Origin of the sequence: Streptomyces sp. NPDC015220 (assembly GCF_043079345.1) — a bacterium.
Classification (GTDB): Bacteria; Actinomycetota; Actinomycetes; order Streptomycetales; family Streptomycetaceae; genus Streptomyces.
On sequence record NZ_JBIBUK010000002.1, the window covers coordinates 112,060 to 124,033 of the forward strand.

Sequence of the window (11,974 nt, forward strand, 5' to 3'; positions counted from 1 at the left end):
CTTCCCTCTCGTCCCAGCCGCCGGGCACGACTCAATCACTCAGAAGATCGTTCACGCTGGTCACCGGCCCGTCTTCGGCCGCCTCGGCGTCGGCTGCACCGTCTCCGCCTTCCGCGACCGCGTCCTGCGGCTCCTGCGCGGGGACCCCCTGCCGGTCGATCTGCGCCAGCCAGTTCTGGTACGGCTCGTCAGAGCCGTAGAACCACTCCTTCAGGGCGCGGCCGAGCGCGGCACGGGCCGCCTTTGCAGCCTCTCCTCGCAGTTTCGTCTCAGCGACGCCGGGCCGACTGGTCTTGAGTGCCTTCAGCTGCTGGTCCTGGCACAGACTCAGGTACAGGCCCCGCGCGGTGCCGAGCTTGTCGTCGAATTCGGTCCGGTCAGTGAACCAGTCGGAGATGTACGTCCACGCCTGAGGGGTGTCCAGTATCTGCAACCAGAAGTAACGGAAGTAGACCGCCTGAGGGGTGTCCATGTTGGCGATCTGGTTCAAGGGGTGGGTTATCTCGATCTTGTTGAAGGCGAGCCTGCGGTCCTTGGCCTTACCCGCCTCCAGAGCGAAGTAAGCGTTCCACGCCTTCACCAGCGCCTCCGCGAACTGCGGCAGGTCCTTGATGTCAGCGCCGCCGGGCTGGGCCTTACGCAGCTCCCACAGCGACCCCAGGGTCATCATCATGCCTAGCTGGCAGGCATGTGTGTTGAACACGGCGTATGCAGCCTTCGACTGCTTGAGCGCGGCGTTGCGACCAGAGTCCAAATATGCCTGGGCTCGGTAGGTTTCGAAGATTTCTTCGCGTCCCTTCAGGGCTTCCCAGGCCCTAATCACATCGGACTTGGTCGTCTTCCTGCCAGCGGTCTTCTCGTCCAGGTAGTGCTCATAGCTGTCGCGCAACGTCCAGAACACACCCACACCGCTGAAAAGGGCGTCGTGAGCAAGGGTCAGACCGGTGTCGTCTATGTGCCAGTCCTCTTTCAGCTGCGTCAGCGCCGTGGCATGGGCGGCGTAGGGCGCGGTGCGCGAGAGGAGGGTGAGGATCGCCCGGCCCCACGTGGCGGCAAACTGGTCGCTGATAGCGTCCATCCAGCCCAGAGGGAAAGCCGTGTTGCCGATCTTGTCGCGCTGGTAGGTGACACCGCCTTCCTCGACCTGGTCGGGCAGGAGGTGGTCGAGGTCGAGCTGTTCCTGCATGAAGGCGTCCAGCTCCGTCTGACTGAGCCGACCGCCGATCTTCTGGGCAACGTTCCGCAGGTATTTGGGGGGACCGAAGACGCAGCGATCGACGGCGAACTTCAGCAGGTGGATGTTGGTCAGCACGGACCACCGGGCCGGCCTGGTGGAGTTGACCTCGGGGTTGTCGTACTCCACCGCGTAGATGGGCAGCAGCGAGTCGCTTTTGTCGTTGCGCATCTCGCTGAGCACTCGGCGGGTGAGCACATTGCTCAATTCGGCGTCCGACAGCAGGATGATCCGGGATTCGGACGGCGGACGCGCTTCCTTGTTGACGTCCACGAACAGCTTGCGGGCAGCCTCATGGGGCCGGGCGTCCTCGCCGGTCTGGTCGGGGAACCAGCAGACGGTCACCGGAACTTCGATGCGACTGAGGTCGACATCGCCGAAGTCATCGAGTGCCTGGAGTACCTGGTTCTCGTAGAAGGAGCGAAAACGGGCACCACCGGAGTTCTGCCAACTCTTGGTCATCGTACGTTCAATGGCCAAAAGAGCCATGGCGCGGTGCTGGCCATCGAGGACGACCATCTGCGCCTCAGTTTTGTTCCACCACAGCTTGCCCACGCTGGCCGGGTGCAGACGGTCATTGGCTCCGACCAGGCGCTGGACCTGGAACGCGGTGCCAGCCTGCTCCTGCTGCCACTGGGCGCCGTCGTCGGTGACCACGTTGGGCTGGCCCAGCGGTTCGAAGTAGGAGGGGCGCTTGCTTCGGAAGGGCAGCAGCACGGCAACGATGGGCGGTAGAAACGCGGGTCCGGTTGGCTTGAGATCCAGCAGGTAGGGAATCAGCTTGACCGCCACGCGGTGATCGTCCAGGTCACGCTGCAGCAGCTGGTTGAAGTCCAGATCGCCGGCTTCCATGACCTCACGGACGGGGGCGAGGCTCTTGGTGAGCTGGCGCTCGGGATCGTCGGTCTCCTCGCCGAGCCGTGCCTTGGTCATGATGTAGTCCACCCGGCCAGCCGGGGTGGTGAAGGTGCCCCACGTCCCCTGCACGTAGTCGCGGAACGTGAGCTTGGTTCCAGAGCCGAACATCGTTTCCCTATTGCCTTCCGAGAATCGGCGCGTACAGCCGGTGCAGCAGCCACTCTGCTGACTGTGCAGTGTGGCGCAGATGCTTGAGCGTCACAGCGGCGTCTTCCTGATCGCCCAGATCGATCACCCAGGCTTCGAGCTGACGCATGGTCATGTTGCGAGCAGCCGCTCGCGCGCCGAACGTCTTTCCCTTCGCGCGGACCTCCGCGGCGTCCTCAGGGTGCTCACGCAGCCAGTCGTACGCCTTGATGAAGTCACGGCGGTGGGTGCGTAGACGCTCGCGCAGGTTCTCCGCCACGCCGATGTACAGCGGTGAGGAGAACACCGGGGAGGCCATCTCCAAAATGGTGGCCATCACCCGCCGCCGCTCCTGGCTGTCCAGCGAGTCCATGAGTATCGCTAGTCGCTTGTCCTCTTCCGCGGAGGAGGCATCCGCGTCCTCATCGGGTTGACGTAGCGGCGTATCCAGCTCGAGGTCGCCCTCCCAGGCGGCGCCGTAGGAACCGCGTCCGCGCAAGGAGATGGGCAGCGGCTCGTAGTAGCCCGCATACCTTCGGAGCAGTCGCAGGAAGCCGTCAATGGCTTGATCGCCCTGCGGGCTCGGTTGCATCTTCCAGTCATGCGGACTGGCCCGAAAGCTCACATACCAGGCATACAGACCAGGAGTCTCAGGTGCTTCATCGACGTCCAGCATGGAGTAGCGGCTATGCGAGAGAGTATTCAAGGCTCATGTCCCTCATTCACCCATGCGTGGGGACCTATTCAGCCCGACCGCGCTTCCCAGAGCAAGACCGCTCGCGCGGTGCGATCGAGTCAGGGAAAGGCCCACCCGACTCGTCAGCGTATAGATGCCGTATCGCAGCGGAGCACCACCAGGGACCTTGGCGTGTACCTGCACTGATCCTCGACCCTCTCCCCCGGACGCGACAGCGCCCCCGCAGCTTGCACCATCAGCCGTTTGTGAAAAATTAGCGTAGGCGATCACACTGACACACGGGGCTCCTGCAAGGTTGCCCGTGGATACCGGTTCGTGATCTAGCCCGCCTCGCCTAGGCGCCCCGAACCGCCTCCAGCGCCGCACGGGCGACGCCAGCAACCTTCCACCGCACCTAAGGGCCTGTCACCTGCGGGCACGGCGGCCATCAACTGTGCCGTACACACAGGGACGCCAACCGCTCCACCCACCCCTCGACAGACTTGCCTTCGAATCCAGGTGCGACCCGCGCACCTGCCGTACCCAGACGGAGACGGCAACACCTCACCCCACCCCGAAGTGCTTGACCGTTACACCATTCACAATATGACCACATGAAGATCGCCTGCGCCAGGTGCAGTTCCAGGAGCGTTAGAAGCCGTTGTCTTTCCGAAAGTGACGGGTGCGTTTCCGCTGGTCAGGCATAGCGCCGGTGCGTTGGTGGCAGAGACGGGGCGTCGTGTCGTCTCTTCGGTGGAGGTGCCGGATGCCGTCGGTGATGGGGCTGCTGGAAGAGCGTGAGCGTGCTGCCCGGCAACGGGTGGAGGCCCTGCAGTCCGAGCTGCAGGAGGCGGAAGCCGCGTGGGAACGGTTCGTTATCGCCCGTCAGACGGTGGCCGAGGTCCTGGCGGAACCTGCTGCAGGCGAGAAGGCGCCCCTGGCCGAGGTGGCCGGTCACCGGCCTGCGCGGGTCGCAAAGGCGGTGCCCGGATCGGTGGTTCCCGCCTGGAGGGAAGGGTTCGCTCTCGACTTGCTGGCGCCGGACTACCAGCGGCTCGTGGAGATCCTGGCCGATCGGGGCGGGGAGGCGATGGACTGTCGGCAACTCGCGGCGGCCCTGGGCCTGGAGGTGGTCGCGGCGAAAGTCGAGGGAGTTCGGTCGAAGGTGAAGCGCCTGGCCGCGCGGGGCTGGCTGGTCGAGGAGTGCCCGGGAATGTTCAGGACGGTCGCCGGGCGAGCCGGCGGCTCATGACCATGCTCATCGACCACCGGATCATCGCCTCGGAGGTGTCGGCGCGGGTCTCGTAGTCGCGTGCCAGGCGGCGGGAGCGCATCAGCCACGCGAACGTCCGCTCGACCGGCCACCTCTTGGGCAGCACGGCGAAACCGCTGGCGTCGTCGCTGCGTCTGACCACCGTCAGCGCGACACGCAGCACCTCGCGGGAGAAGTCGACCAGGCGTCCGGTGTAGCCGCCGTCGGCCCACACCCGTGTGACGCGCCGGTGGCGCTCACGCAGCCGGGCCAGCAAGGTCTGCCCCGCGCCCCGGTCGGTGACCGAGGCCGCAGTCACCATCACGGCCAGCAGCAGTCCGAGAGTGTCCACCACGATGTGCCGCTTGCGGCCGTTGACCTTCTTCCCGCCGTCGAAGCCTCTGGTCACAGCCGGCACCGACGCGGCTGCCTTCACCGACTGCGCGTCGATGACGGCAGCGGTCGGCTCCGGATCCCGGCCCGCGGCCTGACGTACCCGGTCACGCAGCCGGACGTGGAACTCGGCGGTCAGACCCTTGTCCCGCCAGCGCCGGAAGAAGGCGTAGACACGGTCCCACGCGGGGAAGTCCGCGGGCATCGCCCGCCAGGTGATGCCGCCCGCGACCAGGTAGCGCACCGCGTCGACCATCTGCCGGTGGCAGTAGCTCTCCGGCTGCCCGCCGCGGCCCTCCAACCAGCCGGGAACCGGCATCGCGTCACGTACGACGGCCCACTCCGCGTCGCTCATGTCCGACGGATACTTCGGTCGCCTGTACGGCCGGTCCCTGGCATTCCCGAACCGGTGAGCGAGACAATCGCACGACGGGGAAGCCGAGTTGGACGACATCGGCGTCGGAACGGAAGACTGCAGCACCAGGGGCCTCCTGTTGCTCGGGATTCGACACCCACGAGCTGTGCGGGAGGCCCCGCTCTCATGCCCAGCCAACCAGAAGATCACCCGACCGAGTCGGTGACCTCGAACTCATGCCCACCGAGATCGATAGAGCGACGGCTTCTTACACCTGAGCAACGGCGTGATCTGCGGGTCGTGTGTGGGGAGAAAGCCATTTACCAGGAGGAGTCGCCAAATTTGGGGCATGAGGTAGGAAGCGCCGGCCCACCGCCTGGACCCCGATTCTCGAGACGGGCCGGCGAGCAACAGGGCGGAGTAGCGCTACAGCGGCAGCACTCTGCCGCTCGGGAAGGCACATACGCCGATCCCCCCAGGACGGACTCCATGGGGGGATCGATAAGAGGCACATCAGACAGTCACGTCACGACGGCGCCGACCATTCCTTCGATCGTGGCCATCTGTTTGTCAGCACCGAGGTAGCCGATGCCACGGTGCAGGTGGACGGTCAGGATGCGCTGGATGTTCTCGTCGGTGGGTTCCTCGCCTATGGCGACGCAGCGCTGTTTAAGCAGGGCCAGGTAGAGGTCGCCGTGCTGGCCGGCGAAGGTCTTCCAGCTCATCTCGACGTTGGAGTCGGTGACGATGTCCTTCACCAGGGGCGTGGAGGGGTCTTTCAACGACAGCAGCAGCGCCCAGCGGCACAGCACGTTCCATTGAGTGATGCCGGTGGTGCGCTTGAGATAGATCAACCGGTCCTTGGCAGGCTGGGACAGGCGGACGTTCTCAACCGACATGCTGCACTCCTGCGTTCCACCAGTAGCCCTCGACAACGCTGGTGGTGAACTCAGTATCGTCGTGGACGAGCGTATAGGTGTGGGCGACGGACTTCTTCAAACGGCCTAGCAGGTACTCGTCGATCTCCTCGTCGGTGGAGAGCAGGAGGACCTGGTCACTGGCGTTGGGGAAGTAGCGGTCGACGAGGTGCTCACGGTGACGGCTATCGAGACGCCCCAGGGGGGTGTCGATCACGCTGGGCAGCCTGTTGCCGGCAACCCGCATCAGGCCCCACAGCAGCGAGACGGCCAGAAGCTGGCGCTCTCCCGCACTGAGGCGCGCAGGATCGATGGCCTCGCCCTCAGCGTCAGCGAGGGTGAGCGTGAACTTGTCGGTGTCGATACGCAAGTCGTGGACGAGAGATTGCTTGCGCATGAGGGCCCTGAAGCTTTGCAGGACAGCCACTTCAAGCCGGTTGATGTGCCGTTCAAGGAGCGCGGAACCGAAGCGTTCGAGGGTGTCGCGAGCCTTCTCGGAGTACTTGATGATCCGCTCGACTTCTTCCGCCTTGACCTTGGTGCGGACGAACTCCTTATGAGCGCGCTCCAGCAGGGTGGTCACGTGTTCACGGCGCCGCTTGAGGTCATCCAGCTTGGCCGCGGCGCGGTCGCAGGAGGCCTTACAACGGGCAACCTCCATGATCTGCTCGTCGCGGGCCACTTGTAGGGCCTCGACCTTGTCCTGGGCGGGAACGCCGGCGAGTTGCCGGTCCAGCTGATCAAGCTGTTCGGCGAGTTCAGCGGCGCTGTGCAGCAGCTGTGTGGACCGCTGGGTGTCCCGCTGCAGCAGTTCGTCGAGGACGGTGAGCTGAGCCAGCGCATCGTGTGGCAGCCGCAGATCCACCGGAAGCCGCGTCTTGGCAGCGCGCTCGGCGCGGTCGTCATCCAGACTTTTAATGACCTCGGCGCGGACGGTGTCGGGCATCAGCTCCAGCAGCCACCGGTCCCGCTCCTCCAGGACATCGAGGACCTGAGCTGACTGTTGGGCTTCCTGCTCACTCATGGCTTGCTGGCGCACGTCGTCCAGGAGAGGCTTAACCATCAGCAGTGGTAGCGGTCCAGCAGCGAGCTGCGTGAGCTCCGCACGCACTTGGGTCAGCTGGGCAAACGCCTGCTTCTTGTCGTTCTCCAGCTCGACGCGCCGTGTGAACAGTTCGCCGCCTTCGTCGGCGAACGCCTTCTCCAGGCTCTCCAGCTTGCGTAGCGCCTTGCCGAGCTCGCTGCGGGACTGGGCGAGCTCTTGGTGGGCGATGTCGTATTGGGACATCACCGCATCGCGTTCGGTTTCCTGCGTGCGAATGTTGTCCAGGAGGTGCTGTTCTTCGTCGGAAAGTTTCTGGCGCCGCTGCAGGGCCAGAAGATCGTTGCGCAGCTGCTGGACGGTGCTGACACCCAACAGAGAGTGCACTGCCGACTCGATGACGGACGCCGCCCGTTCGGGGTTGGCCAGCGACTCGATCTTCTCGCCGTCGAAGAAGGCGAGGGAGGCGATTTCCAGGGGCAGCAGTGACTCGACGTGGTCGGCCCAGCCCTCGCTGAGCAGCCGGTTGAACTTCCCTTCCTGCGCCGCGTTGCGCTGAGTCTTCACCCGCTCGCCGTAGGTCTCGTCGACGTAGACGTTGAGGAACTCTTTGAGTGTTTTGCCGCTGATGTGCCAGCTGCGGACGACACGGTAGTAGTGCTCTTGTCCACCGGCCATGACAGTGAACTCGAGGGTGATGGCAGAGCCGCGGCTGGGGTCAGCCTTGCGGTTGATGCTCTCCCGCAGGTACGTCTCGTACGCCTTGGTTCCGCGCCCACTGCAGCGTGCACGGTTGCCGTAAAGCGCCAGCTGGATGGCGTCGAGCAGAGTCGTCTTGCCGCACCCGTTCAATCCGCCAATCAGAATGATCGGCTTGTTCTTCTTGGGGGTGAGGTCCAGAGACTGCTTGCCGCGGTAGGCCCCGAATTCTTCGAGGGTGATCTTACGCAGGAGCATCGAGTTCGTTTTCGTCGTCGAAGGTCAGGTTCTCGGCGATGTCGTCCCGCCACTTTTTCTTGCGCGTAGCGAATTCCACGGCGTCTTCGTGGTTGTCGTAGTAGCCCTTTTGTACGGCTTGCTCGAGGGCCTGGAAGAGGCCGGAGCGGCGGGCCATGGTGCGGTACTTTCGCTCGACGGCGAGGAGTTCGCGGACCATGTTGTAGTGCAGGTCGTCGCCGTCGCAGACCTGCTTGAGGACATCCATCTCGTCGGAGCCCATGACGAGCTGCTCATCCAGCGGGCCGCCCGGGAACGGCTCGCCGGTAGCGTCCTGGTAGATCCGTGGCAAGCTGTCCTCGACCTCATGCTTGTCGAACACCCAGATCCTGCGGATCTCATGGAGTTCGTCGAGCGTGATGAGTTCAATGTTCTGCACGTGCTCGGGGGCGTGGGCACGGATCCATGTTTGCGCCTGGAGCAGCTCCTTGAGCCACTCTTCGCGGTAGGACTGAAGATATGGGCCATGGATGGCGCCGTCGTTGAACAGCATCACCTTGCCGTTCATCCGGCGGAAGTCGCGGGCCGGCTTGTCCGGGCGTGGGAACGGTGCCTTACGGCCAGGCGGAAGGTCGGGGTCGCCCTCCTTGTAGTGGCCGAAGGGGGCATCGAGCTTGTTGCGCAGATCCAGCAGGGGGAGCATCCACTCCTTCTCCTCGTCATTCTGGATCATGGCGGACATGGACTTGTCCTGCTCGACGAGGGTGCAAGTCCAGCAGCCGAAGCGGCTGGAGCCGCAGGAGGGAGTGGTGGAGTCGACCACGAGGGGGCATTCGCCGTCCCCGGAGGCGCCCTGGTACATGGTGAGCAGGTCCTGATTGTTGTAACCCCAAGGGTTGGGCTTTTGCATCAGGAAGTGCCACACGTCGTCGTTGGTCCAGTCCTCAACGGGGCTGTACACGAGGGAGTTGGGCAGGTTGGCGTTGGGGGAGAGGCGGTCGCGCACACGTCGCTTCTCGTGCTTCTCCATGGCGCGGGCGCGGGCTTGGCTCTCTGCCTTGCGAATGCCCAACACCATGATCGCTTCGCCGTGGGCAGCGACCACGCTGCGGATGAAGCTGTTCGACGGCTTGATCTTCAGTCGCTCGGTGCACCAGCGGAACTTCGGGCGCGGGGCGGGATAGCCGCGGCCGATCAGGTTCACCCAGAAGGTGTCCTTTATCTCCGGCGTAAGGCGGTGCGGCTCGATCGGCAGGCTCTGTGCCTGCGCCGCGTCCTGCATGGTGCCTAGAGAAGCAGAGACCCAGGCGGCAACGACGGGATTCTCCACGAGGGTGTCAGTGGAGATGACGTGTACGGCCTTGGTGCGCTGCTCAGCGGGCAGGTCTGCGAGGGCCATCCACACCAGCTGCAGGACGGCGGTCGAGTCCTTACCCCCGCTGTAGCCGATGACCCACGGCACCTGGTCGGCGGTGTAGAGCTCGCGAATCTCCTCGGTGAGCTCAGTGACGACCTCATCCAGCGAGCGGCCGTTGAAGGGCTTGCGGCGAACGGGGGTGAGCCCGAGGTTGAGCGGGATGGTGGTCATGCCTCGCCTCGCAGGTATGCGTCTTCCACGCGCTGCTCTTCTGGGCTCAGCTCCAGGCCCAGATGCTTGCGTAGGTAATTAACGGTAAGTGTCACGTTTTGGTGGCTTTTGGAGACGCGGCCGCCGACGATGGCGCGCCCCTCCCAGTCTGCATTGGTTCGGCTCCAGTCCACGTGCTTCAGCGGAGCCAAACGCTTCTTCCACGCAGTTGCCTTGGTGGACTGCCGCAGGAGTGAGTTGCCGACACGACCCAGCGCATGCAAGGCGATTCCGTGGCTGTGAATGAAGTCCCGGCGCATCTCCTGAGCAGACAGCTGCTTGTCACGCACCATCGCCCACTCGGGCAGCGCCGCATCCACGGCCTCCCAGAACGACTGCGCCAGCCGGCTGGCCTCCTCCTGCTTCAGCTCGAGGCCCTGGAGCAGGGACTGGTTGCCGAAGTACAAGGCGCTCAGGGTGAACAGCTTGCGGGACCGGGCGGACAAGGTGCTCTTTTCCATCTCCACAAAACCCTTGAAGATGACCGAGCGCTCGGTGAGGGTCCGGGTGATCTGCGCGTTGACGTCCCGGTGGTCGTAGAGGACACCAATGGAGCGCGCCGGACGGACGGCGTGCCGATTGAGGTCGGCGAACATCTGCTGAGAGCGGGCGAGCCCAGTGTCGTGGAAGAAGACCACGGCGATGGTCTCATCCCCCAGATCCGGGTTCTCCTTCAACGCGAGCTCGATGGCGGCGCGGCGGTGCTGCCCGTCATTGATGAGGAAGCGTGCATCCATCGGGATGCGCAGTTGCCCCGTACGGTGCGCGGCGCCCTCTGCGCCCTGGCTTTCGAACACCATGTCCCCGTCCACGGAAGCAGTCAGGGCACTGAACACGTAGTCCTCGGGGTTGTCCAGGATGTAGCGGGCGAGCGCCGGCAGGCGTCCTTTATTTAGGACGCGCTGGGCTCTCAGATCAGCAGAAAGATCATCTTCGTCGAAGAGGAAGATCTTCGGGATGAGCCGCAGCGGGCACATCGACGCATAGAACTCCCGCCCCGCCTGCACCCCGCGGATCGCAGGGAAGGTGTACTCAAAGCCATTCGACACTCGCGAGACGACCCGCCCCGCAGCCTTACTCGCCGCTTCAGTCTGCACCCGTGCACTCTAGCGTGCCCGTACGTCTCCTGAGAAACGTACGTCACCTTCGTCTCGACGTACCCAGGTGCGGAAAATGACGTCCACTCCCCGGCGGTGCGTCTAGAGAGCTCGCAGAGCGGCAGGAACAGACATCGCAAGTACGGTGTCCACATGCCGAGGTGGCGGCTTCATGCGCTGCGGTCCCAGCGTGTACGTTAATCACTTGACGTACGACCTGTTGTAGAAGCGTGCAAAGAGGCGGGTGAGCGCCGTGGTGGCGTATCTGGATGTGGCGGCGACGACACGGGTGGACCCGCGGGTTGCCGAGGTGGTGCTGCACTGGATGACCGAAGACTTCGGCAACGCCGGCAGCCGCACCCACGAGTACGGTGCACGCGCCAAGAAGGCGGTGCAGCAGGCGCGTTCCTTCATCGCCGGCACCGTGGGCGCCAAGACGGAAGAAGTGATCTTCACCAGCGGGGCGACGGAGTCCAACAACATCGCTCTGCTCGGGCTGGCGCCGCACGGCGAGCTCACGGGTCGCAAGCACATCATCACCTCCGCCATCGAGCACAAGGCGGTACTGGAGCCGCTGACGCACCTACGCGATACCCGTGGCTTCGAGGTCGACTTCCTCTCCCCCGGCCCCAGCGGCCGCATCACCGCTGACGCCGTGCTGGAGCGGCTACGCCCGGACACCCTGGTCGTGTCGCTGATGCACGTCAACAACGAGACCGGTGTCATCCAGCCGGTCGCCGAACTCGCGGAGAAGCTGCGCGCCACGCCCACCTTTCTGCACGTCGACGCCGCTCAGGGCTACGGCAAGGTCCCCGCCGACCTGATGGCGCCCATCGACCTGATCAGCATCTCCGGCCACAAGATCGGCGCCCCGAAGGGCGTCGGCGCTCTGATCACCCGTCGGCGGGGATGGGACAAGGTGCCGCTGGAGCCGATCATGTTCGGCGGTGGTCAGGAGCGCAAACTGCGCCCCGGCACCCTCGCTGTTCCATTGATCATGGGCCTGTGCGAGGCCGCGAAGATCTTCACCGAGAGCCGGGCAACGTGGGAGCGGGAGGCGAAGGCGATGCGCGAACGGATCCTTGCTGCGCTCAGCGCGACGCGCTTCCGCCTCAACGGAGACCCAGAGCACAGCGTCCCCCACATCCTCAACGTCAGCTTCGATGAGCTGAATGCCGAAGCACTCATCGTCCGCCTCAAAGACCAGGTCGCCATCGCCACCGGCTCGGCCTGCACCAGCGCCTCCTACACCCCCAGCCATGTCCTTCAGGCGATGGGCCTGGAAGACGCCGTGGCTGCCAACGGGCTGCGTCTTTCCTGGTTCCCCTCCCAGGCAGCCGATTTCGATCCCCTCCCGCTCGCCGAGACCATCGCCAGCATGCAGCCTCAGGAAGGTTGACC

General features: G+C 64.6%; 9 protein-coding genes. 2 read left to right on the forward strand and 7 right to left on the reverse strand.

Translation table 11 applies throughout. From position 1 onward, the window contains the following. Nucleotides 1-31 precede the first annotated feature (31 nt). Together ACF061_RS05400 and ACF061_RS05405 are read right to left on the reverse strand one after the other, a co-directional pair. Complete coding sequence (locus ACF061_RS05400; RefSeq protein ID WP_392265491.1) at nucleotides 32-2,260, reverse strand: hypothetical protein; 2,229 nt, start codon at nucleotides 2,258-2,260, stop codon at nucleotides 32-34. A gap of 7 nt (nucleotides 2,261-2,267) precedes the next feature. Continuing rightward, the gene (locus ACF061_RS05405) at nucleotides 2,268-2,954 is read right to left on the reverse strand and encodes a GIY-YIG nuclease family protein (RefSeq protein WP_392265492.1); all 687 of its coding nucleotides are present in this window, start codon (nucleotides 2,952-2,954) and stop codon (nucleotides 2,268-2,270) included. Nucleotides 2,955-3,720: 766 nt separating this feature from the next. Between ACF061_RS05405 and ACF061_RS05410 the strand changes: the two genes are divergently transcribed. After that, the gene (locus ACF061_RS05410; RefSeq protein WP_392265493.1) at nucleotides 3,721-4,206 is read left to right on the forward strand and encodes a hypothetical protein; all 486 of its coding nucleotides are present in this window, start codon (nucleotides 3,721-3,723) and stop codon (nucleotides 4,204-4,206) included. Here ACF061_RS05410 and ACF061_RS05415 read toward each other — a convergent pair. From ACF061_RS05415 to dndB, 5 genes are all read right to left on the reverse strand, one after another. Then, on the reverse strand, nucleotides 4,172-4,954 hold the full coding sequence (locus ACF061_RS05415) for an IS5 family transposase (protein ID WP_392265494.1): 783 nt from the start codon (nucleotides 4,952-4,954) through the stop codon (nucleotides 4,172-4,174). The genes ACF061_RS05410 and ACF061_RS05415 overlap by 35 nt on opposite strands. A 521-nt stretch (nucleotides 4,955-5,475) precedes the next feature. Then, nucleotides 5,476-5,853 (reverse strand): DNA sulfur modification protein DndE, encoded by a 378-nt coding sequence (dndE, locus tag ACF061_RS05420; protein WP_392265495.1) that lies wholly within the window; start codon nucleotides 5,851-5,853, stop codon nucleotides 5,476-5,478. Continuing rightward, the gene (dndD, locus tag ACF061_RS05425; RefSeq protein ID WP_392265496.1) at nucleotides 5,843-7,870 is read right to left on the reverse strand and encodes a DNA sulfur modification protein DndD; all 2,028 of its coding nucleotides are present in this window, start codon (nucleotides 7,868-7,870) and stop codon (nucleotides 5,843-5,845) included. Before dndD ends, dndE begins: the two co-directional genes overlap by 11 nt. After that, nucleotides 7,857-9,437 (reverse strand): DNA phosphorothioation system sulfurtransferase DndC, encoded by a 1,581-nt coding sequence (gene dndC / locus ACF061_RS05430; RefSeq protein ID WP_392265497.1) that lies wholly within the window; start codon nucleotides 9,435-9,437, stop codon nucleotides 7,857-7,859. The genes dndD and dndC overlap by 14 nt, the downstream gene beginning before the upstream one ends. Next, complete coding sequence (dndB, locus tag ACF061_RS05435; protein WP_392265498.1) at nucleotides 9,434-10,573, reverse strand: DNA sulfur modification protein DndB; 1,140 nt, start codon at nucleotides 10,571-10,573, stop codon at nucleotides 9,434-9,436. The genes dndC and dndB overlap by 4 nt, the downstream gene beginning before the upstream one ends. A 244-nt stretch (nucleotides 10,574-10,817) precedes the next feature. On the opposite strand from dndB, the gene dndA reads away from it, so the two are divergent. Then, nucleotides 10,818-11,972: a cysteine desulfurase DndA gene (gene dndA / locus ACF061_RS05440; RefSeq protein ID WP_392265499.1), complete on the forward strand. Its 1,155-nt coding sequence runs from the start codon at nucleotides 10,818-10,820 to the stop codon at nucleotides 11,970-11,972. Nucleotides 11,973-11,974 lie beyond the last annotated feature (2 nt).

Coding starts and splice junctions, on each gene's coding strand:
- ACF061_RS05410 (WP_392265493.1), top strand. CDS start 3,721: ATGCCGTCGGTGATGGGGCTGCTGGAAGAGCGTGAGCGTGCTGCCCGG.
- dndE (WP_392265495.1), bottom strand. CDS start 5,853: ATGTCGGTTGAGAACGTCCGCCTGTCCCAGCCTGCCAAGGACCGGTTG.
- ACF061_RS05415 (WP_392265494.1), bottom strand. CDS start 4,954: ATGAGCGACGCGGAGTGGGCCGTCGTACGTGACGCGATGCCGGTTCCC.
- dndC (WP_392265497.1), bottom strand. CDS start 9,437: ATGACCACCATCCCGCTCAACCTCGGGCTCACCCCCGTTCGCCGCAAG.
- ACF061_RS05400 (WP_392265491.1), bottom strand. CDS start 2,260: ATGTTCGGCTCTGGAACCAAGCTCACGTTCCGCGACTACGTGCAGGGG.
- dndD (WP_392265496.1), bottom strand. CDS start 7,870: ATGCTCCTGCGTAAGATCACCCTCGAAGAATTCGGGGCCTACCGCGGC.
- ACF061_RS05405 (WP_392265492.1), bottom strand. CDS start 2,954: ATGCTGGACGTCGATGAAGCACCTGAGACTCCTGGTCTGTATGCCTGG.